Origin of the sequence: Saccharibacillus brassicae (genome assembly GCF_006542275.1) — a bacterium.
In the GTDB taxonomy this organism is placed as follows: domain Bacteria; phylum Bacillota; class Bacilli; order Paenibacillales; family Paenibacillaceae; genus Saccharibacillus; species Saccharibacillus brassicae.
Genome location: NZ_CP041217.1, coordinates 5,434,685 through 5,460,299, shown reverse-complemented (window position 1 = coordinate 5,460,299; position 25,615 = coordinate 5,434,685). Strand labels below are relative to the sequence as shown.

Here is a 25,615-nt window from a genome sequence, read left to right as displayed (position 1 = left end):
AGTTCGTGCTCTCATGAAGGAGCGGCGTCAGTCCCGAGAATTCGAAATCGTGCTGCATGGTGGAAATGTAGAAAACAAGAAGCCCAAAAAGGCGAAATTCTTGTCTGACTTCGGATTCTACCCAGCGCAGGGAGGAGGGAAAACGTAATGCCAGACGCATCAATGGGCCGGGACGTGGTAGGCGCCCGGATCAACCTGGACACCAGCAAGATCCTGCAGTCGTTCAAGGTGATCGATACCGGGGCGCGCGGCAACGCCGATTCATTCAAAGTGCTGAATGGACATCTGGCCGCGGCGGAGAAGTCGTACAAGGCGATGGCGGCCGCTATGGACAAGATCGCTTTGACTTCCGATCAGCGACGAGCCAAGATCATGGCCGAGTCGAACGCTCTCGTGCAGCAGCGGACCGCTCAAGCCGCTCTCCTTACCGCCCGCACGCAGCAGTTCGATCAGGTGAACCGGCTGACGGAACAGAAGATGCAAGCGCAGCAGGCGATCGTACAGCGGCGTCAGCAGCAGATTGAGCAGCAGGAACGCGAACATCAGCAGCGGATGCAGATTCTTCAAAATCGCACGGTTACGACCGGTCAGCAGGCGGCGCGATCGACCGGTACCGGAAGCGACATCGCAGCGCGAGAGCGTGTCCTGCAGGAAGAGCAGAAGGTTCGGCGTGCGATCGAGCAGAACATCCAGCAGACCGCTGCCCGGCAACAGCAGGCGGCGCAGAACTACGAGAAATTCTGGATCAATGCGCTCCGCACGCGGGAGCAGAAGGAAGCGGCCACGCGGGAGAAGGTCCTGCAGGAAGAGCAGCGGATCCGGAACGCCCTTGCTCAGACCGAGCAGCAGGCGCGTCAGATGGGCTCGACGATGGATGCCATGTCCAAGAGCTGGATCGGCCGGCTTTCGGATATGGCGACGCATGCGGTCGTTTTCCACACGATCTATCGTGCCCTGCACGAGGCCACGCAGGCGATGCGCGAAGGTCTGGTCGACATTGAATCGAATATGGCTGGCTACGTGCAAACCAATGAGCATTACTTCGTTCATTTTGAAGAGGGAACGAACCATATGACGATGGATACGAATAAACTCAATGCGGAAACGCAAAAGTTTATTCAGACCGCCCACGAACTTGGATCGAACATCATGGACGTAACGGAGTCTGCGCGCCTATGGGGCCGGATGTATAAAGACGTCAACGTCGTGCAGGAACTCGTCCGGCAGTCGACCAAGCTCTCAACCGTGGATATGGTTGCGCTTGAAGATGCAACCAAATCGATGGAATCGGTCATGTCGCAGTATGGCGTTCACATCCATAGCGCGAATGATGCGATGGTGATCGGCAACCGCGTACTCGATTCCTGGTCTAAGGTCGCGCACGATACGATGGCGCCCGCGCGGGATCTCGGCGCCGCCTTCCAGCGGACCGGTAAGATCGCCGCGGAAACCGGCGTCGGCTTCGACTTCATGAACGGCTTGATCTCTGCCGGTATCCGGAATACGGCGCTGTCCGGGGAGAACCTCGGTAACATGTGGAAAACGGTACTCGGTACAATTCGGACGGACAAAGCAGTCAATGAAATCGAACGTCTCGGCGTCAAGACGAAAGAAGTGGTCGACGGCGTCGAACAATGGCGGAAAGCGGAAGATATTCTGCTCGACCTTTCCATCCAGGTCACGGACAAAAACTATGACCTGACAAAGTCGTATGCGGACATCTCCCGCGGCGTATACCAATACGCCAAGCTGGCCGCTTCCTTGAACGCCGGAGACATCCTTCTGGGCACAGCCGCCTCGATCGGTTCGACAGGCTCTACGATGCAATACCTGACGGTGCAGATGGATACGATCAGCCGGAAGGCGGCGCAGACCAAAACGTCGCTGCTCGAAATCTTCAATACGGCCGGCGAAGACGGACTCCGCCAGATGATCAAAGACGTGCTGGATGGCATTGACCAGCTGCTGATCGGGTTGACGAGAATTCCGACCGGCGTATTTGCGGCGTCCGCAGGGCTTGCCGGGCTCTTCATGGCGTACAAAGCACTTTCCGGGCCGATCATGGCCGTCATGGCCGCGACAAAAGTGCTGATGGCGGCGAAAGTGGCGGATACCGCGGCGACAGCAGCCAGCACAACGGCCACCGGCGCCAATACGGCGGCGAACGCCGTGAATATTGTGTCCGGCAACGGCGTTGTGGTCTCGACCGTCGAACAGACGGCGGCCCGCGGCGCGAATGCGGCGGCTACCACAGCGGCCACAGCCGCTACCGGCGCGCTGACGCGTGCGCAGGCGCTGGCTACGGTTACGACAGCCGCGGCGACAGCGGGGCTGTCTCTGCTGATCGGCGCCGTCGCGCTGTACGCCTTCAAAAGTGGCGATGCCGAAAAGGCAACGCGCGAGCGGCAAGAAGCCTTGAAGGACCAAGACTCGGCCAGTCAGCAGATCATCAGTCAATACCAGCGGCAAACGGAACTGCTGCCTAAACTCGTTCAAGCTCATAATTCCTTGTCGAAGATGATGGAAAGCGGCACGCTCTCGTCGAGCAAACAGGTTCAAACGAAACGGCAACTCGATCAAATTTCGCAAGCCTTGGCTATGACGCTGGGAAAAGAAGGCGCCGCGCAGCTTGAGGCAGCTGGATACACCGAGCAGGCTACAAAGCAGCAGCTCGACAATTTAAATCAGCTGATCTTCAAACAGATGGAAATGCGAAAGGTTTCAATAACCGGTCAGAAATCGGAATTTGAAGAGCAACTGAAAGAAAATGTCGCTCAACTCAAAAACGTCGAAGAACAGCTGGCTGCGCTTGAAGGTAAGGAAGTCAAAATATTTGCAGGACGTACAGATGCAAGCCTGGCGGAAGAACTCCAGATGAAAATGGAGTCTCTGCGAACGGAAAACAGCAAGCTGAATTCCTCTATGGCGGATTTGGATGTTCAGTTTAGCCAAACCTCACTTGAAGCGCTCAATGCTCAGCAGGAGATGGATGCGCTCAGCGGCGCATCCGGCAAAGTCGCTGATACGATGGAACAGGTCGCCGAGGAAGTGGAAGAGCAGACGCGCGCATTGCAGCAGTCGATCAAGGACAATACCTCGGCCGTCGCGGAACTCAATCAGGCCTCAGCAATGGTTTCGAAGAATCAATCCTTCAACGCGCAGGCTGCTGCCGATCTGATCATGAAATATCCGCAACTGGCTTCGGAAATCCGGAAAACAACGGATGGCTGGACATTCGAAGGCGACGTGCTGGAGAAGCTGCGGGATATAAAGATCCAAAAGGCCATCAGCGACTTGAAAGCGGAGCGAGACACAACCCGAGATACTGTCTTGCAATCTTTAAGACGGATCGACGTGTACCAGCAGGAGTTTGCCGCGATTTCGACCTTCGCTGAAGCGAGGCAAAAACTTGCTGAACTGGAACAAAAACAGGTGGACGAACAGAAACGAATGACGGACTTTGCCAAAGGAGCCGCCGAAAGTCTGGTCGGATCTGGGTTTGCTCCATTTACCGTCCTACAAAACCAAATGCAGCGCAGCATGGACGTGCAAGCGGATGGACTTTCCCAAGTTAAAAGCGTGATCAATCAATATGCCGGCGAGCTGCAGTTGAGCAGTAATCAAATTGACGCCATGACGAAGCTGCTCAACGACAACACATACGGCGTCGAGGAAAACGACAAGGCCTCTAAAGACGCGAACAAAACGAACAAAGAAACGAACGAGATCATGACCGATCTCATGAAGACGATTGAAGGCAATACGAAGTCGCTCGACAAGCTGGATTCGGCAAAGAAACGTGTCGCTAAATCGTCGCAAGAAAATTTGGATCTGCTGGAGCAGGAGCGGCAAGCATTGCTGGAGCGGCAAACGCTGTACGAAGCCGGATACGCCGACCCCTCGCAGCTCGTGCCCATCAAGACAGAGTCGACGGGCGGCGGCGCAGGCGGCGCTGGAACGACTGGCCTGAACAATCTGTTCAATACGATGGCGGGGTACGAAGATTCGTTCAAATACGTATACGGCGGCAAGGCGGCATCGTCCTTCGATCAATTTTTGAAGAACGCGGTTGCTGACTGCTCGCAGCTCGTCCAGAAAACGTACAAAGAATTTTTGGGAATCGATGTCGGACGAACGACGACAGACCAGTACGCCAAAGGTCAGAAATTGAACATCAAAACGGATGCGCTACAAGCAGGCGACCTGGTCTTCTTCAATACGACGGGACGCGACCACTCGCACGTCGGCATTTATAAAGGCGACGGAAAATTCTTCCATATCGGTGAGGAAAGCGGCCTCTCGACGCAGAGCATGAGCAATTCGTACTGGTCTGGCAAATATGACGGAGCCGTCCGCTTCCCTGCCGTCGCGAACATGAGCGCTTCGACTGCTTCGGCTACGACGTCGAGTGCGGCAAGTTATTCCGGATCTGCAGGCGGGTACACAGGGAAGTACCAAGATACGATCAATGGCGCCGCGGCCAAATATGGCGTAGATCCGTTCCTGATCGCCGCGGTGATTCAACAGGAGTCCAGCTTCGGAGCGAACGGAATTACGAACGTGATGCAGGTCAACGGCAAGAATAACGCTACGGTAGCGGAAAGCATCAGTGCAGGCACGAAAATGCTGGCCGATCTGCTGGACAAAGCCGGCGGCGACTGGAAGATGGCCCTGGGCGGCTACAACATGGGCGAAGGCATCATCGATTGGTTCAAGGAAACGGGCGGATACAACAAAGCGGACATGATTGCTTATTCCCAAAAGTACGGGAAAGGCAAACGCTATGGCACCGTCAGCTACGTGGACGACATTGCCGCCAAGTATTCGCCGCAGACCGTTACCACCAAAGCCCCGACGCAAAAAGAGCTGGCTGACGCTCAAAAGGGCGCGGACGCCGAACTGCTTCAGATCAGCGATAAGCTGTACGACGTCGATGTGCAGAAGCTTGAAGCCAAACTCGGCATGAAAGATATGGATATTGCCGACAAAGAGCTGCTACTCAAACAGTCCGAACAGCGGCAAGAAGGCATGCGGAAAGATTCAGCCGAGTATAAAGCGGAGTTGGATCGGCAGATCAAGCTCAAGACGGAGATTCAGAAAATCTATCAAGAGCAGCGGCAACTGATCGATAAATCCGGACTCAAATCGGACGAGCTGATCAACAAGCGCCGCTCGCTGACGGAAAAAATCGGCGATATACAGTCCGACAAGGGCGGCATGCAGGAGCAATATGCCAGCGACCAATGGGAAGCTTCGGTCGCCAGCATGGAAGCCAAAGTCGAGCGGATGCGGCAGCAGGGACGCGGCGAGGCCGAGCGGGTTAAAGAGCAGCTGCGCTTTTACCAAGACCAGCTCAAGAACACGTCCCTGACTGAAGAGCAGCGCGCGGAGGCGACCAAACAGGTCTATGACCTGACGCAGCGATCGACCGAGATCCAATTCCAAACTTCGAATGAATTCATCGACAATCAGGCCAAAAAGATGGAGCGGCAAGGGAAGTCCGAAGCAACCATCCTCCAGATGCAAGTATCTGCATACGATCGTATGCGGAAAAGCCAGACGCTGACAGCAGAACAGCGGGCAGAATCGGACGAGAAGTATTACGAGGCTTCGAAAAAGCTCGGGGAAGCACAGTTTGAACACTCGAACGAGTGGATCGACAAGCAGTCCGAGCGGATGCAGCGGCAGGGTAAGTCGGAAGCAGAAATTCTCCAAATGCAGGCAGAAGGGTACAATCGCTTGCGAAAGAATAAGGCGCTTACGGCGGATCAGCGCGCGGAATCCGAAAAGAAGTACCAGGATACGGCGAAAAATCTCACCGAAGCCCGTTACGACCACTCAGAGAACTGGATCGCGAAAGAAGCAGTCCGGATGGAGATGGTCGGCAAAGATAAAGTGTCCGTTCTGAAAATGGAACTGAACGCTTATTTGCGTATGCAAGCGGATAAGACCCGCTCGGCGGCGCAGCAGTGGGAACTGGAACAGAACATTTACAAGTCTCGCGAAGAGCTGGACAAGGAATACTATTCGGCTGCCGAAAAACGGATCAATCACGCGAAAGCGATGGGGCAGTTGACGACGGCGCAGGAGCTGGTCGAGTATCAAAAGCTCCAAGCCGCCTACTTGGATGGCAGCGACGAACGAATGAGCGCGGACGAAAAGGTCTATGACCTGAAAAAGCGACTCACCGAGGAAGCGACGAAAGCAGTAACCGAAGCGGCAGCCAAACAGAAAAAGGCACTCGATGCCGCTCGCGACGCGGAGATCAAAAGCATCCAGGCGGAGAAGGACGCGTTCACAGCCGCACAGGAAGCTAAAATCAAGGCGCTGGACGATGTACTGCAGGCGATGGAACGGAACAACGACGAGGCCGATTACGAGCGTCAGCGGGCAGAGAAGGTCGCCCGTCTCCAGCTGCTGCAATCAGCCGTCAGCCCGGAAGGGATCGCCGAGCGCAAACAGGTCGAGAAGGAAATCGAGGACATGGACCGCGATCATGGCCGCAAGCTGGCCCGCCAAGCGATCGAGGACCAGAAGACCGCCTTGCAAACCGAGAAGGAAACGCAGGAGAAAGGCTTCGATGACAAAATGCAGGCGGCCAAAGACCATTACGAGAGCCTGACGACGGCTTACGATGAGTTTTCTTCCGCGACGGAGTTGTCCGCTGAGAATCTGAAAACCATTCAGGTCCTCAAGGAAGCCGAAAAGAACGCGACGATCATCGCGCAGTTGGATCAGTTCGTGGTGGACTATCAAGCCCGAATGGATCAGATCGCCGCGGCGCAGACGCTCGCGGCCGACGTGGACGTTTCGGGCGTGCCGCTGGCGCCTGGAACCGCATCCAAGCAGCAGTCGGACACGAAGGCGTTGGACCTGTATACGTACAACGCCAACAAAGAGGCTTGGGATTTGGCAAAGGCGCGCGGCGACGCGGCGGCGATGAAGACGCTGGCTGCGCAGAATGAAGCGCTCCGGAAGAAGTATGGACTCGGCAAGGATACGGGCAAGATCCAGCAGTTCAGCGAGGGCGGCGTCGTTCAGGGCATGCGCGGCGCAGCGGTGCCGGTCATCGCGCACGCAGGCGAAATCTTCCTGAACGATCCGCAGCAGCAGAACCTGATGAAGCTGCTGAACATGAGCCTGCCGAAGATCGACTTTTCGATGCCGAGCTTCACGCCGGCGACGACAAACAATAACACGACTTCGATCGATAACCGGGTTTACCTGAACCGCGGCGATACCATCCTGCAGGACCAGGCGGACGTAACGGCATACTGGACCGAAGAGGAAAACTTTATGCGCCGCCAAAGCGTGAGGGGGAGAAAAGGATGATCGACGCGACCGCAAACGGCGTCAGCTTCCGCTCGATCGGCCTCGGCTTGATCAAGCACAATATTCCGGTCCTCCCGCCGACGCGCGATTACAACGTGCAGCTTGCCGGGCGGGATGGGGAGATCGACTTTGGCAGCGACTACGGGCCTCGGGTCATCAACCTGGAATGCGTGGTTATGGCCGAAGATACGACACTCGATTATCACCGCAGAGTCGCCCAAGTGGCGGCTCTTTTTAATGCAAAAAGGGGCGACATCGCCTTCACCTTCGATGATCTGCCGGACCGGACCTATCACGGCCGGTACGCCGGCACGATGGACATCGAGAAGCTGCTGTTCGACGGCATGGTAACGATCCCGGTCAAAATGCACGATCCATTCCCGCGCGCGCCGGAACGTATCAAAGAGCTGACGATCACCGAGTCGCCGCGGACCATCCCGGTTGAGTCCGATTCCGACGTCGGCGCGCAGCCGGTGATTGTGCTGACGAATATCGGGACGAACACGATCCGCGGGCTGACCTTCAAAAACGAATATATCAGGGAGTGATTGAACGATGGCAATGCAAATTTCGAACTGGCTGTCTGCGCAGGTGCTCAATTCGATGCTGCGCGGCGTGGCCTTCTCGCCGCCAGCGGGGTGCTATGTAGCGCTCTACAAGTCGGACCCAACCGCGGCCGATACCGGGCAAGAAGTTGCAGGGAACGGGTACGAGCGGCAGGTGGTAGCTTTTACGGCAGCCGCCGTCGAGAACGGCAAACAAACGACCAAAAATACAGCGGACATTGAATTTCCCATTTTCACAGGCGATGTCGGACTGATCACTCATATCGGGCTGCGCACGGCAAAAACAGGCGGGAACTTGCTGTTTTCGCGGCCGCTCGATAACGCCAAAACCTTTTTGGCCAACGACAAAGTAAAAATGTACAAAGATAGTATCGTCGTCCGTTTCGGACAGTAAGGGGGACCCCATGGTGCAGAAACCGATGTACCCGGCACAGATCAGCTCGCCGGGTACCGAACTGGGCGTAGCGGCTACAATTTCGGCGAAAGAAATTACGTTGTTGGATGCGAGTAAGTTGCCGGACGCGCCGAATGTGGCGACGATCGGCAGCGATGAGACGGCGGAAGTCGTTTTGTATACCGGGAAGACCGGGAATAAGCTGACGGGCGTGACACGCGGATTCCAGGGCGCAGCCAAGTCTTGGAGTATCGGCGCCCGCGTCGCGCGATATTTTACTGCATACGACCATGACACGCTGGTCGACAATGTGCGAGACGCTGCCGGCACGATCCCGCCGTTTTACAACGTAAGCGGAAACGGCGTCGCGGATGACCGGGCGGGATTGATGGGATACATCACCGCGAAGATTGCAGACGGGGCGCAGCGAGTCTTCCTTCCGCCGGCGGCGGTCGAATACCGGATTTCGGCGCCGCTGCGGTTTGATGCGGTCAAAGACTTCGTACTCTACGGAGTTGGATACCGCTCGCCGATCAAAGCGGACTACAATACGGACGCCGTCCTGATCTTTTCGCGGTGTGAGCGTGTCGGGGTCGAAAATCTCCGGATCGTGGGTCCGGGTGGACCGCGGCAATCCGGCGGCGACGGCATCGAATTCGATCTTTGCACGACATTCCACGCCCGCGGCGTCATTATCGAAAATACGGCAGCAGCCGGCATTTATGTAGGCGGCGGCAGCGAAGGCACGATCGAAAGATGCCGGGTGCGCAGCACGCAGGCCGACGGCATCCATATTACCGAAGGGGCGTTCGACATCGACGTCGTGCGGTGTCGAGTATTTGACAGCGGTGACGATGGCATCGCGACCGTTTCTTACAAAAGGCACGGCGCCGCCTGCTTCGGCATCCGAATCCACGAAAACTTTGTTCGAGATTCGCGGAGCCGCGGCATCACCAACGTCGGGTCGATCAGCGTCGACATCTCCCAGAACGACATTGAAAACACATCCAGTTGCGGTATCTTGGTTCACCGCGACGGCACGGCGGATTACGATACGCATGCGCCGATCGATACGACCGTCGCCGACAACAAGATCCGGAATGCCGGAAAATACATCGCGCACCGCGGATCGTACAACGGCATCGAAGTCGGAGAGTCGACGAAAACGAAAATTACGAACAACACGATCGTAGGGTCGGACGCCAACGGGGTCGTTACGCAGGCCAACGCCACGTACGTATTTCTGGATGGGAATACGTCGGAACAAAATATCGAAGCCGGCTTTAAGTTCAGCGGCAGCTGCATTTCAGGTGGGGCGAACACGGCCAACAACAACGGGAAGCAAGGCGTGCTGATGGTCGCGCTCGACCGGACCAGCGATATGGGGAATTTCATGGTCGTCGACAACAACACGTCGAACACGACCAATAGCCATGGGGGAGTCGATAACTTCTTCGCCGACGGCTGCGATGGGGTTCGCATCGGGAATATCGTATCGATGGATAACCGTGTTCCGTATCTGATCGAACGGGCAATCCAACTGCATAACTCGCCGAACGCCAAAATCGCGTGCTTTACAATGAATGTCGGGTCGCGATTGGTGCTGACGGGGACGACGGCAAACATTGAGACGGCTCCGTTTACGGTAGATGCCGTGCCGACGGCCGCGAATCTTATTGGATACAAAATCGGGCAAATCGTCTATTACGGCGGAGAATCTTATTGCTGGGACGGATCGGCGTGGAATGCGCTCGCGAATAAAGCGGATTACGTACGGCAATCGGGTTATGCAGCCACTACGGGCACTGGGGCGGTCTATACGGCAACGCTGAGCCCGCAGCCAGCCGCCCTGGTCGATGGTCTGTCGATTACGATTGTGCCCCATGTAGCGAATACAGTCGCAGACCCAACGCTCAAGATCGGCGCGCTGACCGCGCTGCCCATCCGGCGGCAATCCGGCGGAACTTTTGCTGCCGGATCCATCAAAGCAGGCGCTCCATTATCGGTCGTTAAGGTGGGAAACTATTTTTTAGCACGTAGCGCCGCGCCGACCGGAGATGCGTCACCGGCGACGGTGCTCAACGGTAACACGTTTATGAGTGCGGCTTACCCGGACGGTGAGACGGGGACCGTGCCCGTTTTGACGGGCATTCGAAACGCTACGGGGGCGGCTCAATGGGGTGATGGCGGGATCGCTGTCTACCCGGAACGCGGCTACCAGAAAGGCGGAGCGGGCGACGGGGAGATTAAGGTCACACAGTCGCAGCTGATTCAGGCCGAACCGGATCTGGCTGCTAGAAATATTTTGGAAGGCGTAAATATGTTTGGCGTTGTAGGAACCGTAACGCCAAGACGATATTTCGCTCAACGATATAATGCGGGGGCTTATTCCGTGAACGAAGTAAATTTTGGTTTTATACCTCGATCTATTATTATTTCAATACTTCCTCCAGGAGGGACCTGGCGGGTTTACCAAACAGTAAACTCGGGCGTTGTTAACCAAGATCAAGCCAAGTATACGCAGTTCGCCGGTTTTGTTCTCTGTAAGTCCGGCACGTACAACGAGTTCAACGTGAACGAGGGTTTGCCGCAGGCTCTTCGAGTTTACGCGAATAGCGGATCGACCTACGACACAATGATCGAAGCTTTCGGATAAGGAGGCCAACTATGTATAAATACGGACCGCGAGTTTATTTTGATAGTGAAGGGGCTATCGTATTCCAGACGGGTACGATTGAGACGACAGTCACCGACTATTACAAAGATAACGACCCCAGAGATTGGCACCCGGAACTGATCGGGAAAGAAGGGATCGAAATGCAGCAGTTTGGATGGGGCGAGTACGAAGAAGAGTTTTCGAGCCAAAAGCTTGCGCGGATCGACCCGCAAACGAGGCGACCGGTTTTCGAAGCCCGCCCCGAACCAGATCCGAATGAAGTCCCTTCGCCGCCGAAAAACTCTCTTGAGGAAGAAGTCGCGCGGCTGCGCGCGGCCGATCTGGACAATAAAGAAATGATCAACGGCCTGGGCGAAATGCTCATGTCGCTTATGGAGGGCTGATATGCGCAGCCGGATCTACGCCGCTGCCTTTCGTTTAGGAATCTGGATGGCTACGAGAGGGGGTGAGAAACTGATGAGTGAAAAACTGAAACGCATGCTGGCCGGGAACGCCGTGGTCCTGATCATGGCGGGCCGCCTGGCTATTGAAGACGTATCGCCGACGCTCCGTCCGATCGTTGACGAAATGCTGGCCGAGCCGGCCGCAGCCGAGTAAACCGCCCCGATCCGGGAGCGGTTATTTTTATGCCCTTGGGACTACCGGGGGCATTTTTATTCATGAAAGGCGGCGATGCCGTGTTTAATACAAGCCCATTCGGGCGTACACCGTTCGGCCGGGCCGCTTCGCTTGAGATTGCGCTGGCCGTAACTTTTGAGACGCAAACGGAATTTGAAGCGAGGATAAACGTCGAGGCGCCGCTATTCGCCATTTTCGAAACGCAGACCGAAATGGAAGCTTCATTTATTCGGGAGAGCGCACTTCAGGCCACGATTGAGACGCAAATTGAAATGCTGGCGCAGATCGTCCGCGAAATGCTGATTGGCGCCGAGTTTGAAATGCAGACGGAAATGCTTGCCAAAGTCGTGCGGGCGCGAGTGGAAGAAATCCGATTTACCGGAGATTTCCCGCCGGGCGCGCGAATCGAAATCGACTCGACCGAAATGACTGTCACGATCAACGGCGAGAACGCGCTGCACCTCATGGAAGGCGACTTCCTTGAGCTGATCCGCGGGGTCAACACGCTGACGTACTCCGACAAGGAAGCGCAGCGCTCGGTCTTGACGCGGATCACGCACAAAGACAAATACCTGTACTGAGGCGATGCTGATGCAAAAACAAAAATATTTGGAGTCGTTCGACAAAAACCGCCGGCGGATCGGCATCCTCAAAGATGTGGACCCGAGCAGCGTCCAGCGGCAGCGGCGAATCAATTCGGACTATGAGCTGACATTCACGGTGCCCATGCAGTCGGCTGACTACCGGGAAAAAATCTTGATGAAAGGCCACGTGCGGGACGAGCGCGGCCAGTATTACGTGATCAATGGGCGGAGCCGGGTTCGCGGCGGCAAGCAGCTAACGGCACAAATCGTGTGCTCGCACATCATGTACACGCTGAAAGAATTCAAAATCCCGTATGATCTGTATGTCGAGGAGCGGTACGGCATCCCGGTCAGCGTGCTGCTGCAGCGGATCACGGACGTTACGGGCGGACTCTTCCAATTCCGGATCGAGGACGACTTTGGGCTGCGCGACGTGAAGGACTGGGGGCGGGGCAACTGCCTGGAAGCGCTCAACGCGCTGGTGGAGCAGTACGGCATGGAAGTCGAGCCGGACAATCATGTCATTTATCTGCGGAAGCAGATCGGCCAAGACAAAGGACACCAATACCGCCTGAAAAAGAACATCGTCAACGACCAGTTTAAGGACGAGTCGTCGAACCTCGTTACGCGGATGTACGCGACCATGAAGGACGGCCGGACGTGGATCGGGCAGCCGGCTTCGATCCTGACGGCGGACGAGCGGGCACGGCTCGAAGCGGTGCCGGGCGCGATCGTTGGCGGCGTGCTGCAGTCCAACTTCCTTGTTTCGCAATACGCCGGCGCTTGGGCAAGCCAGGACATCCCATTCTTCGACGGCGAAATGAGCGACCAGGACATTGAAGAGCCGAAGGATCTGCTGGAGGCAGCGCGCATAGAGCTGGCAAAGAAAGAAGTGCCAGAATTGGAAGTGCAGATCGACACGGCCGACCTGCACAAGCTGGACGGATCGAACCCGCCGGCAGGGCTGGGCGACATCGTGTACGTGTACGATCCGGAAATGAGCTTGAAAAACATGAAAGCCCGGGTCACGGAGCTGAGCGAGTATCCGTTTGCGCTGGATCAGCATGCCAAAGCGACAGTGGCCAACTTTGTCCGGCCGGACTGGAACGACATCATCGCGGATCTGGACCAGGCCAAAAACATCGTCAACGGCATGCTATCCGGCGGCCGTATCCGGGCGGACATTTTCGAATCGTTCGCCCGGCAGGCGGTGATCGACATCAAAAACAGCAAGACGGAGATCAGCTACCCGCTCGAGGGCGGTATCCTTGCGCAGGATAAGACGAATCCGCTGAATCAGGTCCGGCTTACGGCCGCGGGCATCCTGATCAGCTCCGACGGCGGCAAGACGGCGCGCGCGGCGGTCGTCGGCGGCCGCGTCGTGGCGGAGGCGGTCATTGGGCAGTTCGGTAACTTCGTCTCGATGCTGATCGGCAGCGGCGAGGACGTCGTGCAGATCAATACGCGCGGCATCTCCGCGGGAGCGTCGGTCTTCGATGCGGCAGCGTTCCGCCTGAACATGAGGGGCGATGTCGTCGCGAACAGCCTCACGGCCAACTACGCGAACATCGCCTATTCGAATTTCACGAACGGCGCCATCACTGGGTCGTCGATCAACGTCGGCAACGGCATGTTCACGGTGACGTCCGGCGGCATCATGAGCGCGACGGCAGCGCGGTTCTCCGGAGAGGTCGAGTCGTCTACGGTGCGCGGCAGCGTAATCATCGGCTCCACGTTTAAAACGGCGGAGAGCGGGCGCAGAATCGAGCAGGCAGCCGGCGGCCTACAAGCGTACGATAGCGGCGGGACGGTGCGCATACGTATCAATACGAGCACGGACAGCAGTATCGCATCGTTGGGCTTCTTCGGTTCCGGCGGCGGATTTGCCGGGGAGCTGAATTCGTACCAAAATGGCGGGCTGACGATTTTCAGCAACGACCTTTTTTTGGGATCGAACAATACGGCCAACCCGATCCGCTTGCAGGGCGCGGCAACTATGGTTGGGCCGGCGACGTTCAATAGTACAGTGAACTTTTTAGGGAGTGTGAGCGGTCTGACACTCGCAATCACAGATATTGTGGGACTCCAGAGTGAAATGAATAGAATCTGGAACGCTTTGAATAATAAGTCGGACAAAGGACATTCGCATTCTGTCACCCTTCCAAATCACAATCATGGCAGTGCAACGTTGGCGCCGTCTGGAGGAGGAAACTTCCCAACTTCCGCTGCGTAATGGTAATATGAGGGAAACGGCGACCATTACGGAGGGATTTTGTGAAAAAGACAGGATATTTAGTGGCGGGTTTACTGGCCGGGATCATACTGAGCACGGCCGGAACTGCCCTTGCTGATCAAGTAAAAAGTCTGGTTGGAACGAAGGTGACAGCGGAGTACAGCGTAAAAGTTGACGGAGTAAACTTTGCCGATAAGGCCGTAATCCTCGGCAATAAAGCGATGCTTCCTGTTCGATCTTTTTCCGATGCGTTAGGGATGGGGATAAAAGTGGACGGAAAATCTAAATCTATAGAAGTGTCAACAGACGAATCAAGCATTCGGGATTCGTTGCAATCAAATTCTACAGATGATTCGAAAAACAAATATTTCGGTCGCACAAAAGCAGACCTTGAAAGCACACTGAATGTGCTTGAAAATAATGTTCTTGCTCCGACAAAGGTGGGTAGAGATCGATTGGCATTGGAAGTGGCTGATATGACGGGAATAAGCGAGAAAATCGATAACGATACGGCGTTGCAAGCCAAGAAAAAACAGTTAGAAGAATATGAACAAATGGTTTCTGAGACTGAATCCGAAATTGTATTGGTTAAGGCCGCTTTGAAGGCCGCTCGGGAATATGAAGATGAAAAGTGATCGGATTTTCTGGGCCGCTTTAGTCCTTGTTTCCATTGGCGTGACGGTGCTTGTGGTAGGTTCGCAAAAAGACGTAAATAATGTTTCTGCCGAAAGTATTGCACAGGTAGAAGTTAAAGATTCTACCGCCCGCGACACATATGAGCGATTTTATTATCCTAACGAAAATGAGGTAAACGCTCTTATCAGAGAGGCTTCTAAATTTCAAGAGTACGATATGGAAAACTACATGAGGGATCAGCGGCTGCCATTGAAGGAAAATAAGTTGCGCACGGCTGCTGATCATCCTCCGTTTGTAACCTTGTTTAGTCCGTGGGCGTCGATTGTGCGGAGTGCTGATGCGGCGTATCAGCGCATGGAGACGCCATCCCCTACCGATGTAAGAGCTGATGCAGGAGATAGAACGCTATCTTTTTTGACAGAGTCATATAGGCTTCCGACAGAAGCATCCTCTGATTTTCATGTTGTCTTACGCCAAGGCGATTTTGTTTTGCAGCCAGCGGGAGAATATGAAGCGGATTCTATTGACGGAAATTCTATGTATGATAGCGGACGAGATATGAAAAAAACTAAAGAAAGATACATTCGGGAAAATGGGCATGTTATTTTTTGGGTAGGAGACCAGATCGATTTCGAACAACCCGCCGAACTGGTTTTCCTTTTTAACGGAAAAGACGATTATGCTGTATACGAATTGGATTTCCAAAAATTCATAAGATAATCCACATGAAGCCGCTTATTACAAAGCGGCTTTTTCGTGCGGAAAAGGAGAATATAAAAATGAAATTTGCTATGAAAATCGAGTGTCTCATTGATCTCGGCGATCCCACCGGAGAACTGGAGGCTGTAGTCTCAACCGTCTTGCAGCAGTACCCTGATCTGAAAAAGAGACGCGAGATCCTGCACCACTTGGAACTGATGGTCGGCGCCGGCCTGAACGCCATCGACGAAGCCGACCAGGCCGCCGCTGATGCCCGTGAAGGAGGTGAGGCCGGGGAAACAGCGCGAGAAGCAAGTGAAGAGCAGCAACACAAGGAGTCGGCCGGATAGAGCGCGCCCATTATGGGACGCGCTATTTTTATGCCTTCGGACCCGAGGGCTCATTTTACAAGAACGGGAGAATGCGTATGGGGAATCTGGGGGAACAAATAATCAAGGGGACGGCCGCGGCCGTCGGTGTCGTGGTCGGGTTCCTATTTGGAGGGACGAATACAATGGTCACATTGCTGCTGGTACTTATCATCGTGGATTGGGCAACAGGGTTGACGGCGGCGTGGGTGCGCGGGGAGCTGCGCAGCCGAGTGGGGTACTTTGGCATCGTCCGGAAAGCGGCGATTTTCGTCGTCGTGGCGATCGCGCATTTGGTCGACCAGGTTCTCGGTGATCTGCATATGTTCCGGGATGCCGTGATCTTTTTCTATCTGGCGAATGAGCTGCTGAGCGTCGTCGAGAACATGGGTAAAATGGGCGTGCCGATGCCGCCGATCATCCGGGATGCCGTGCATATTTTCCAGAGCCGGACCAAGCCGGAAGAAAACCCGATTCTGATCCCAGACGCGCAGCCGGAGATTGTGAAGGAAGACAAGGCAGAAGAGGCTGCCGCGGAAGCACAGGCGGCCGAAGACAACAAAACGGCCTAATCGGCCAAAGGAGGCACCACTTTGAATTTGAACAAATATCCGATCGAGCGCCGCTATATTGCGAAGCGCTCGAATACACGGCCAGGACTCCGGCTCACAACCGGCGTGCCGGCTTTTTTTGTTGCCCACGACGTCGGAAATCCCGGAGCATCGGCAGACTCGCATTACCGCTATTTCAATGCGCTGAAGGACCGCTCCGCATCCGCGCACACATTCATCGACGACAAGAAGATTCTGGAGATCATCCCGGCCGGGACCGGTCCGGATCCGGCGGAAAAGGCATGGCACGTACTCTATGGCGTCAAACTGGACAATGAGCGGTTCGGCTACAATGCCAACGACGCCGCGCTGGGTGTGGAGCTGTGCTATGGCGGCGGAATCGATTTCGAGGCGGCGTACGCGCGGTTCGTCTGGTATCTGGCCTTCTGCTGCAAAAAGTGGAACAAGGACCCGCGCCTGTTCATTCCGAGCCACAAACAGTTGGACCCGGCGCGGAAGATCGACTGCGATAACGCGCTGCGGTCCGGCGGCCGGACGCTGAAAGACCTGGTCAACGACGTCGCCGCGGAGATGGCTGCTGCCGTCGCGCTGCCGCCCGTGCCTGCGCCGGCTCCGAAGCCAGCGGAACCGGACTTCCTGCCTCTGCCGGTGGCCGTAGCAAAGGAACTGATCGACAAATACGTGCGTCCGGCCTGGGCAGCGGCCAACGCGGCTGGGCAGCAGCCGGAAGCGGAGCATTTCCACCGACTTGCCGTCAATCTGCGATCGGCGGCCGGTGTAGATGATCAGATACGGCCGCTAGCGGTGCCGGTCAAGCTGTATAAGAGCAACGTTCAGGAGATCGTCTTTCGTTGGCTTTCGCCGGACTGGTATCGAGCGAAGGCAGCTGGAAATGATGAATCTGCCGCTCATGTAAATAATCGGGCAAATTATCTGCGGCGTGCTGCCGGCATGCCTTCAACTTGACGTTTGTTTTACCACAAAAAATCGCTTTGTGAACAAACCTAAAGCCTCAGCAAAAGAGCCTATCCGTTCAAACAATAGGCTCTTTTTTTATGGTATATGATCGTGAGGCTCGCGCACGGCATTCAATCTAAAAACCGAAATTGTAAATTAAACCGAAGAACAGATATAATATAAGCAACCGAAAGAATCGGCCCTGCCTGGATAGCCAGGACAGGGCCGATTTCTGTTTATAAGGAGGCTCATCATGAATACATATAAAGAACTGATCAGCAACGAGGAGTTTTTCGCCGCAGCGTTGCTGCAGGTAAGGGTCTTTGTCATCGATGCAGAGGACCGGTCTTTGGTCGACTACGGCGGTCCGGTACAGAAGTATACGGAATTTGCCGTCCGGATCGGTGGCACATACTATCAGCGACATTTGTACATTTTTAAAGTTTTTGATAGGTGAAAATTTCTCAGTGTTAGTCTAAGGCTGTTATACAATCAACCGTTTTAGTTGAAGAAAGACAGAAAAAAGTATAATATAGATAGGAACAAACGTTCCTAAGGGAATATCCGTTCCTATTGCCTATTCAACCATTTTAAGGGATTATTAAGTTGGCAAGTAATTATTCCTAAAGAATGGGGCTGCAGAAACACATGGCAAGAAAATTTCAATACTACAATGTTGCAATTACTTTGAACGCCCAAGCAACAACTATATACTTCACAGAATTTTTAGATAAGATCAGAAAGTTGGACTGGGAAAAGCGTATTCGTAAAATTAACAATTATCCTACAGCCTTGTTTGAAATAAATATTCCTTCCGAACAAACGGATTGTAGGATTGTAGGGTTAGGGAAATATCGACAACAGGTAAAGCCTTATATCGGAGATATAAACACTAGTAAAGCTGACATGATCGAAAACGATATAATAGAGATGATATCGTTAGTAACAATTCCAACCGCAAGGACTGTCTTGGTTGAATATAGCTTCTATGGTAGTAAAGCAAAAGATTTAGAAGAGTATTTTAACTCTTTTTTTATAAATGAAGATCCAGCTCAACAATGGGCAATCAAATTCGTTCCAGTTGATTCTAAAAAAAGTTTAAAGGATGTAAGGAAATCAAGTGATATAAAAAACATACAGTTAAAAATGAATGTAGAAGCTGAAAATTTTTCTTCAATCCTAGAAAGCTCTAAAACTAAAGCGCATAAAGATAGTCTTTTTGCTAATATTATGAGCGCTATGGACAAAATAAAAGAGGATGTAGAAGCACCGATAGTCGAACTGAAATTTGGAAAAGGCAGACAGCGAAAATTGCAACTAGATGGCTCTGAAATTCTAAAACTTTTAGAGTTGTTACAAATTGATCAAAATGAATCAGTGCTTTCCTGCTCTGTACTTTATAAAAATGACGCAACTTCGAAGTACGAGTCTATCGAACTTAAAAATGTAGGAATTATGAGTGATATTGTTTTAGAAAATGTAGAAGGAAATCATGCTTGGGGATTTGTAGGGGATAAGATCCTAGAGCGGTATAATGAGAAAGGAAGACCAGGAAGTGTAACTTTACAAAAATGGAAGTATGTCCATGATAAAAAACTTCCGCTGCTTACAGAGATCCCTAAAGAGGAGTACCGAGTCGCTGTCCAAAAAGGAGAGAGAAAGGACTTAGGTAATGCCTCTGCTTAATTGATGATTTTGGAGAGGGATGGAAAATACCATGAGTGCCAAGAGAGCGAATTTCATTGGTTGGTTATTGGAGAAGTGTTCAATGCAAATTTTTTTCCCTGGTTTCGCTCTATTGTTTTTATGTAATAAACTATTGTTATATTTCACTAAAAGCATGGGTTCAACTGACTTAGAACTTTGGCTTTATCGGACTTATGAAGTTTTGATTTCTTCTAATCTCGGGACGATAACAACTATTGCAGCGATATTTGTAGGAATATACATGACAGTATTGTCGGTGTTAGGAAGCGTCAAAGTTAACTCAGTTATGGCCTTTTTAAGTGATTTGGATTTAAAGAAGCTTGTAAATTTTATTGTTAAAGGGATGTTAAGTTCTTTTATAGTAGTGTTTTATTCTTTAATAGCAAATGCAATCGAATTTGAATTCCTTCAAGTCTTCGTCTTTTTCTTGCTTTTGATTTGGATGTTTTCAGCTGCATTACGATTTGGAGGAAATCTCGCTTTAATTTATAAGTCCGATCTTGAGCGGCTTTCTGAAAATATAGAACAGGAGCGTGAAGAAGCGGAAGAGCAGAAAGAGATATTAAAGACACTTCGAACTTATTTAAGGATTCAAGAAGAGGAAAAATTAAAAATAAAAAAATAAAACCATGTTTAGGCTTTTAGCTAAACATGGTTTTATTTTATTCACAACCTACACCATCGCTGTCACGATCAAGATGTGTATCGTACCCTGGCTCGCCTTCGTAGATCGGATCTGCGCCAGCGGCGCGTACAGCCGAGCAGTTTTCATAAAACGTATACTCGACTTCCGGTTCTTCGACAACCGGTTCTGGTTCAGGCTCTGGTGCGGGCTCGGGCTTTGGTTGCGGTTTAGGTGCCGGAGTAGCAACAACAGGCGCCTTCTCGACAACCGGTTTCTTTTCCGGTGCTGGGGTCACAGCCTTTGCTGGCTCTTTTGCAGGAGTGGAAGCTGGCGTTTCTTTCTCGGCAGCTACAACCTTTGCGTCGCTCGTCCCATCCAGGACGAACAACACGCGTGTGCCGTCCTCATAATCACGTAGGCGGCTGCCTACCCAAGAACCTGATCCGCGATTATCTGATAGTTCTACATAAGCAATATCCGCGCCCACGCCGCCTTCGGCACACATGGCCATCGGCCATTCGTCGCGATCGTGACCAGCTTTTGTAGCCAATCCGGCCAGCGAAGCATCACGGTTCGAGTCCGCGCCATTACGGTCGATCGTGCATACTGCTGGTTGCCCGGCTTCGATTGCTGCAGCGATGTGCGCGGCCGTCTGCGGGTATCTCGCGGCGGGGAACTCAAGGACGACGTCGTATTCCTCGTCATTATCAATAGCCGGCACCGGATCAGCTGCCGGAAGAGTGGCGGCTGGTTTTGGCGTTTCCTTCGCTTGTTCAGTTTTGGGTTCGGCCGTCTTCGTTTGGACAACGGCTGCTTCCGGCGTCGTGTTGGTCGTTACCGTTTCTGGCGGAGCGTCCTTTGGAACGATCGTCAGGATGAGGATAAAGAACGCCCAGAGTACACCAGTTGTTCTTTTCACTACGCCAAACCGTTTCCAAGCGAAGAGAATCATGATATACGGAAATACAATCCAAGCAAAGATTTTAAGCCACTTCAATTCGTTGTTCCCCCTCTATAATATGTATCTAATTATTATATCGTCATGTTTCCTTAATTTGTTATTCTTATACGTCTTCAAAAGGAGAAAAGACCTTTATATTTGCTAAATCACTTTCTTTGAGAGAAAATGTATATGAAGATATATAAATGAAATTCTAAGGAGGATTGGATGAAGAAAATCAAGGCTATCGCTCTAGCTGCTTTAATTGTTATTAGTTATTTAGCAGTGCTTCTTATTCTCGTTTTGGCTGCGATTAATTTATTTGGTGAGAATTTTGAAAGAATTAAAACAGAGTTTCACAATTCACCGTGGATGGTAGTCTCGATTGGAATTTATACCGTGATAATGAGCCTGTATTTTGTACATGTTAGAAAAAAAGACTTCTTATATCTTAAATCTTTCTATCATATATTCATCCTTCCGGTAGGCATAGTAGTTATTGTTCTCTCAATGATTTCATTTAATCCATCTACTTTCACTTTAATTCAAGAACTTGTTTTTATAGCAGTCATATTATTCGGAATTAGTGCGGTAACTTGCATCTTTGTGCTGCGAGAAAGGCATAATAGCGACCTGATTTCAGCAAGCCGAGTTCTTTTAGAATACCTAGATGTATTTTATTGGATTTTGTTTTCTGTCATTGTTTTTGTTTTTGAGTTTAGCTGGAAAGAGGTTCTTCAATTCTTCACTATTCCATTCCTTATTCAAACTAAAATAACAAAAGCAATTATTGGACATTTAAAATCTGGAGTAGTAAAAAAGAGAGGGAGGATGGGAATATATATAGCTGATGGCTTTTGGAGAATCATAGATTTTAAAAATCCTCATAAAAAAAAGAAAATTATCAAAAGGGAAATTCGAAGAATCCCTTAAATGAGGTTAAATCAAAAATCCTACCCAGATTTGATTCTGTGGTAGGATTTTGCTCACTCAGGTTCTTGCCAGTCAATGAGTCGCCAACCTTTCCAGGAGCCGACCGGCCGCTTGGTCTTGCCTTCCATTGATCGCTTCACCTGCATAAGCCCGGCCCGCGCTTGCTCCGGTGTCCCGTCCAGCAGATCAGCATGCTCGCGCAGCCAGAGGCTCAGATTACGCACCGTATGCTCTACACCGTCAGGCGATCGTATCGTCCAGATCAGAGCATCGCGGTGTGTCTCAAAAGGACCGGCGATTGGGCTTTGCTGAGCGGCAGCCGTCCCTTTTTGTAAGTTAGGCGTCTTGCCTCGTGCAGCCAGTCGTTGCCGGCTCTCATTGTTCCACGGCATACCTCGTCCCAATCTTGCTCGACGAGCGCGCTCACTGCGGCATGCCAGATCGCCGCAGGTAGATTTCCGATCGCTTGGAGAAGCCTTAAAGGCAGTTCCGCAGATGACACAGTTCCGAATCATTCCGCAGTCGCCTCGCGTTGAATTCGGTAAGCCTTGATTGCATCCGGATCCCAAAGACCCTCAGAGACTTCGGTTGGAAAGGAGCCTCGATATTCCGGCTTCCGGGCGGCATCTCGTAACTGCGACACTGCCGGTCGACTAACCCCAAGCTCGCGAGCCACGTCAGCAGCACGGAGAAGGGGGCGGGGAGCGGCAATGTCGCCGGGTCCGTATGCTTTACCATCAGGCGCAACAAGCACGGGCTGTCCGTGGCTACTGGCCGCGTGGTCGGTTGTGATCTTCCATCCGGACCAGAGTCCGCTGCCTATCCATTGGTTATTCATTTCATCAGCTCCCATTCTTCGTCGATGATGTCCCGCTCAACACGATCTCCAGTAATCCAATAGTAGTCGCTGCCCATATACTTTTCTTCGAGCGCTTGAGTCAGATCGGCATCGTAGCTAACGCCGGCATCAGCTCGACTCATTTCTTCGAAAACAACCGCTACTCCAACTTCCTTTGCTGCCTCGCGTGTATGATGGCCATCGACTAGTACGTAAAGCGGGGAACCGTTGTATTCTCCGACAAGGACAACCGGGAGGGTAACCTCACCAGCGCCACGAACCGATTCCTCTTTACTTGTTACAATCTCCCAATCGATGTGGCGTTGGCTGCTGATTACGTTCATCCCGATCACTTCCCCTCATTTGATATTTTTATTATACAATATAACTTAACAAATGTTAAGCGAACGAAAGGGGAACGTTGTGTTAAAATATTGAAGGGTGATCTTATGGATACAAAGGATAAGGTATATCGTGTCTTGCGTGCGCACTGGACATCGTACGGGCGTGCGCCGACGCAGCATGAGCTACTAGTCCGGACTGGACGAAGTCTCGATGCGATCCGTGCGGCACTCGTGGAGCTGCGCGAGGAAGGATATGTGGATTGGGAGCCGCGAGGCGGGGAGAAGTCTATTCGACTGACAAACAAAGTTCCGCGGGATGAATTCCGCGAGGAACGCTCGGGATCCGGAATCGAGTACTGGACGGACCATTAAAAAGCTCCGCCGGCGCGTTGCCGAACGGAGCTTTTTTATTTGAAAAGCATTTGGGATTTAATGATCAGTTCGTCGTCTTTGAAATATAGCGTAACGTCAGGCTTTGACCCGTCATTTCTTTCAAAAATGTAATTCGTCACTCCTGTTTCTCCGCTTTCAGTTTTGACGACGTCGGTCTTTTTCCCAGGTGCGCCGATAATATCAACAACTTCTTTATATGTCATGCCTATTTGTATCTGATCGTACTCTTCTAATGTGATTTCTCCGGAATGTGAATCTCCGGAACTTGAAAGCATAACCAACCCCGTGACAATGCCTGCCAACCCGGCTGTAACAATGACGGCGGAGAGGCGGGCGACTTTCCATTGCTTTGCTTTAATCTGCCTTGCCAATAGTACGCTGAAATATAGTGCGAGCACGACGCCGATAATAAGAAAGAGCACGATTCCCCTCCTGAATTCTGTTGGGCTTCATTGGTGAGAGTTTACCAAAATAGAGGGGGGGTGGCTATCTAATATTTGCGTATTTCTTTGATATATTCTTGATAAGCCTCCATGTAGGCGCGCGTGCACTCGACGATGTACGCGTCTTTTTGTGATTGCGCCGGCCAGATGTCGTGCTCGTCTTGATCGACGACATGAAGAAAGTTTTCCAAATAGAGCGCTAAGATTTCTGACGCCTCTCTCCGCTTGAATGAGTCATCTCCTTCGATCCAGTTCAGGCGATCGCTCATCACCTTTTTAAAAAATTCGAAATTAGTTGGGTTTTGAGTTTCGTTCATCTTATTTTCTCCTCTCAGAATGCGTGATTATACGCTGACCATATTCTGAACTTATAAATAGAAGAGAAGAAACCTGCCCCAGATATCGAACTCTGGAGAAGGTTTCCTTCTATTATACTAGGATCATTTGGGTGCCCACAAAAGTGCCCACATGATGCCCACAAAGGTTTGAAATGATATGATACAAAATGAAAAGTGAAATTGAATACATCCCTATAAAACAAGCATTTTAGGCATAATACAATACGGTTTGAAAGCAGGGAACATAAACCGTACGCAGGTCCACCAGTGGGAACGCGATCAGTATATGACGCTTTACTAGAATTCGTAATCCCAGCCGCAGCAAGGATTGTGCTTTCCGCACATTCTTGCTGCGGCTTTTTTTGCGTTATCTTATGTAACTCGTGACCACATTTTGACCACGGGAAAAGAAGCATTCGAGTTATTGATTTAAATATGCGCTAAAATTGTCTATACCACGTCTTTCGATTTTTTTGGTGACGTAACTGTACACGTCACCGAAAACATCTATTGAACAAAGCTTTTCGATACAAAAGCAAGCGGGCAAAATGTTTGTCTAAAGATGGTAGGCTGCGGCATCAGCCTTTCGCGGATCAGCGAGACGGATCAGTTCTAGCAACTGCATCCGTTTCAATCGCACATGTGAAAGAAAAGGAGCAGAAGATCAAAACGGACCAACATGCTTTTCTCGATTTTTGCTTTTAATATAGACCGCCTTAACGTTTTTCAAATCCGGATCCTCTATGGTGATGTTAAAATCTCCGCTTGGATATTTTTTAGTAACAAGTCCTCCTTCAATCTGAATATACGCATCGTTTTGTTTGATCGTATAATGATAACCTCTATAACTTTTTGCGCTTGCCAAAATGCTGCCTCGAATAGATAAAGAATGTTCGTCCAGTGAAGCTTCGTTAATTGCCAGCTCTTCAACGGAAAGAATGGAACGGGAATTATTTTGCTGGAAATGGGCTATAAGAAATCCTGAAAAAAGCAACAATACAATCAAAACTCCAAATGCCAGCATCGTTTTTTTTCCTTTTTTCATTTGATCACATCCTTTTGTACGCATCTTATGAGCGATGAGTATAAGTAATATCATGTGTTATAAGCTGAATAATAACAATCACTTATATATGCTGCTGGTAGTAAGTGTCTGAGATCCATTGGCATGATATACAGTATAATTGGAAGGTACGTTTATTGCTTCTGAACAGACTGAGAAGCGATTAAATCCCAACTTGAAGCAGTAAAAGAAGAGCAGTTGGTGAGAGGGGGACTATTTGTCGAAACGAAAGATAAGGAGTTAAGCTTTTTAATATTGCTCTCCGCTATAAATACATTTATCTTTATAATACTTTAAAAGATGCTTGCGGTGGGAGTTCTTGATTTTACGATATTTTTGAACCGCTTTAAGTAAA

General features: G+C 51.6%; 22 protein-coding genes and 1 pseudogene. 17 read left to right on the top strand and 6 right to left on the bottom strand.

The window, feature by feature from the left end; translation table 11 throughout:
• Positions 1–147 precede the first annotated feature (147 nt).
• The 16 genes and pseudogenes from FFV09_RS22850 to FFV09_RS22780 all read left to right on the top strand — a co-directional run bounded on the left by FFV09_RS22850 (position 148) and on the right by FFV09_RS22780 (position 19,968).
• The gene (locus tag FFV09_RS22850) at positions 148–7,332 is read left to right on the top strand and encodes an NlpC/P60 family protein (RefSeq protein ID WP_141449990.1); all 7,185 of its coding nucleotides are present in this window, start codon (positions 148–150) and stop codon (positions 7,330–7,332) included.
• Positions 7,329–7,880 (top strand): distal tail protein Dit, encoded by a 552-nt coding sequence (locus FFV09_RS22845; protein ID WP_141449989.1) that lies wholly within the window; start codon positions 7,329–7,331, stop codon positions 7,878–7,880. The genes FFV09_RS22850 and FFV09_RS22845 overlap by 4 nt, the downstream gene beginning before the upstream one ends.
• 13 nt (positions 7,881–7,893) lie before the next feature.
• Entirely contained in the window at positions 7,894–8,292 is a 399-nt protein-coding gene (locus FFV09_RS22840; protein WP_141449988.1) for a phage tail fiber protein, read from the top strand.
• Positions 8,293–8,302: 10 nt separating this feature from the next.
• Complete coding sequence (locus tag FFV09_RS22835; protein ID WP_141449987.1) at positions 8,303–10,948, top strand: right-handed parallel beta-helix repeat-containing protein; 2,646 nt, start codon at positions 8,303–8,305, stop codon at positions 10,946–10,948.
• Between the two features lie 11 nt (positions 10,949–10,959).
• Positions 10,960–11,352 carry a hypothetical protein gene (locus FFV09_RS22830; protein WP_141449986.1) on the top strand — a complete coding sequence of 131 codons (393 nt, stop codon included), beginning with the start codon at positions 10,960–10,962 and terminating at the stop codon, positions 11,350–11,352.
• Between the two features lie 73 nt (positions 11,353–11,425).
• Entirely contained in the window at positions 11,426–11,566 is a 141-nt protein-coding gene (locus FFV09_RS23930) for a hypothetical protein (RefSeq protein ID WP_170315119.1), read from the top strand.
• An 80-nt stretch (positions 11,567–11,646) separates the two neighbouring features.
• On the top strand, positions 11,647–12,168 hold the full coding sequence (locus FFV09_RS22825; RefSeq protein ID WP_141449985.1) for a phage distal tail protein: 522 nt from the start codon (positions 11,647–11,649) through the stop codon (positions 12,166–12,168).
• A 10-nt stretch (positions 12,169–12,178) separates the two neighbouring features.
• The gene (locus FFV09_RS22820; protein ID WP_141449984.1) at positions 12,179–14,404 is read left to right on the top strand and encodes a phage tail protein; all 2,226 of its coding nucleotides are present in this window, start codon (positions 12,179–12,181) and stop codon (positions 14,402–14,404) included.
• Positions 14,405–14,445: 41 nt separating this feature from the next.
• Positions 14,446–15,039, top strand: coding sequence for a stalk domain-containing protein (locus tag FFV09_RS22815; protein WP_141449983.1), 594 nt, complete (start codon positions 14,446–14,448; stop codon positions 15,037–15,039).
• On the top strand, positions 15,029–15,760 hold the full coding sequence (locus tag FFV09_RS22810; protein ID WP_212635453.1) for a hypothetical protein: 732 nt from the start codon (positions 15,029–15,031) through the stop codon (positions 15,758–15,760). The genes FFV09_RS22815 and FFV09_RS22810 overlap by 11 nt, the downstream gene beginning before the upstream one ends.
• Before the next feature lie 59 nt (positions 15,761–15,819).
• Positions 15,820–16,089, top strand: coding sequence for a hypothetical protein (locus FFV09_RS22805; RefSeq protein ID WP_141449981.1), 270 nt, complete (start codon positions 15,820–15,822; stop codon positions 16,087–16,089).
• A 71-nt stretch (positions 16,090–16,160) separates the two neighbouring features.
• On the top strand, positions 16,161–16,679 hold the full coding sequence (locus FFV09_RS22800; protein ID WP_342782075.1) for a phage holin family protein: 519 nt from the start codon (positions 16,161–16,163) through the stop codon (positions 16,677–16,679).
• 27 nt (positions 16,680–16,706) lie between these two features.
• Positions 16,707–17,240 (top strand): annotated as a pseudogene (locus FFV09_RS24595) (peptidoglycan recognition protein family protein); the annotation flags it as partial.
• A gap of 649 nt (positions 17,241–17,889) precedes the next feature.
• Positions 17,890–18,093: a hypothetical protein gene (locus FFV09_RS22790; protein ID WP_141449978.1), complete on the top strand. Its 204-nt coding sequence runs from the start codon at positions 17,890–17,892 to the stop codon at positions 18,091–18,093.
• Positions 18,094–18,284: 191 nt separating this feature from the next.
• Positions 18,285–19,322 (top strand): hypothetical protein, encoded by a 1,038-nt coding sequence (locus tag FFV09_RS22785; RefSeq protein ID WP_141449977.1) that lies wholly within the window; start codon positions 18,285–18,287, stop codon positions 19,320–19,322.
• 31 nt (positions 19,323–19,353) lie between these two features.
• Positions 19,354–19,968 carry a hypothetical protein gene (locus FFV09_RS22780; protein ID WP_141449976.1) on the top strand — a complete coding sequence of 205 codons (615 nt, stop codon included), beginning with the start codon at positions 19,354–19,356 and terminating at the stop codon, positions 19,966–19,968.
• 37 nt (positions 19,969–20,005) lie between these two features.
• Here the strand turns inward: FFV09_RS22780 and FFV09_RS24590 are convergent, their stop codons facing one another.
• The gene (locus tag FFV09_RS24590; RefSeq protein WP_425472244.1) at positions 20,006–20,965 is read right to left on the bottom strand and encodes an excalibur calcium-binding domain-containing protein; all 960 of its coding nucleotides are present in this window, start codon (positions 20,963–20,965) and stop codon (positions 20,006–20,008) included.
• 171 nt (positions 20,966–21,136) lie between these two features.
• Here FFV09_RS24590 and FFV09_RS22770 point away from each other — a divergent pair, with 171 nt between their 5' ends.
• Positions 21,137–21,841, top strand: a complete 705-nt coding sequence (locus FFV09_RS22770; protein ID WP_141449975.1) for a hypothetical protein — start codon at positions 21,137–21,139, stop codon at positions 21,839–21,841.
• A 53-nt stretch (positions 21,842–21,894) separates the two neighbouring features.
• Here FFV09_RS22770 and FFV09_RS22765 read toward each other — a convergent pair whose 3' ends face one another.
• The 5 genes from FFV09_RS22765 to FFV09_RS22745 all read right to left on the bottom strand — a co-directional run bounded on the left by FFV09_RS22765 (position 21,895) and on the right by FFV09_RS22745 (position 25,242).
• On the bottom strand, positions 21,895–22,233 hold the full coding sequence (locus FFV09_RS22765) for a hypothetical protein (protein WP_141449974.1): 339 nt from the start codon (positions 22,231–22,233) through the stop codon (positions 21,895–21,897).
• Between the two features lie 442 nt (positions 22,234–22,675).
• A complete protein-coding gene (locus tag FFV09_RS22760; RefSeq protein ID WP_141449973.1) occupies positions 22,676–23,023 on the bottom strand; it encodes a hypothetical protein in 348 nt (115 codons plus the stop codon).
• Between the two features lie 407 nt (positions 23,024–23,430).
• Complete coding sequence (locus tag FFV09_RS22755) at positions 23,431–23,838, bottom strand: DUF3862 domain-containing protein (RefSeq protein ID WP_141449972.1); 408 nt, start codon at positions 23,836–23,838, stop codon at positions 23,431–23,433.
• Between the two features lie 68 nt (positions 23,839–23,906).
• Positions 23,907–24,176: a hypothetical protein gene (locus FFV09_RS22750; RefSeq protein ID WP_141449971.1), complete on the bottom strand. Its 270-nt coding sequence runs from the start codon at positions 24,174–24,176 to the stop codon at positions 23,907–23,909.
• 685 nt (positions 24,177–24,861) lie between these two features.
• Positions 24,862–25,242 carry a hypothetical protein gene (locus tag FFV09_RS22745; RefSeq protein WP_141449970.1) on the bottom strand — a complete coding sequence of 127 codons (381 nt, stop codon included), beginning with the start codon at positions 25,240–25,242 and terminating at the stop codon, positions 24,862–24,864.
• Positions 25,243–25,615: the final 373 nt, after the last annotated feature.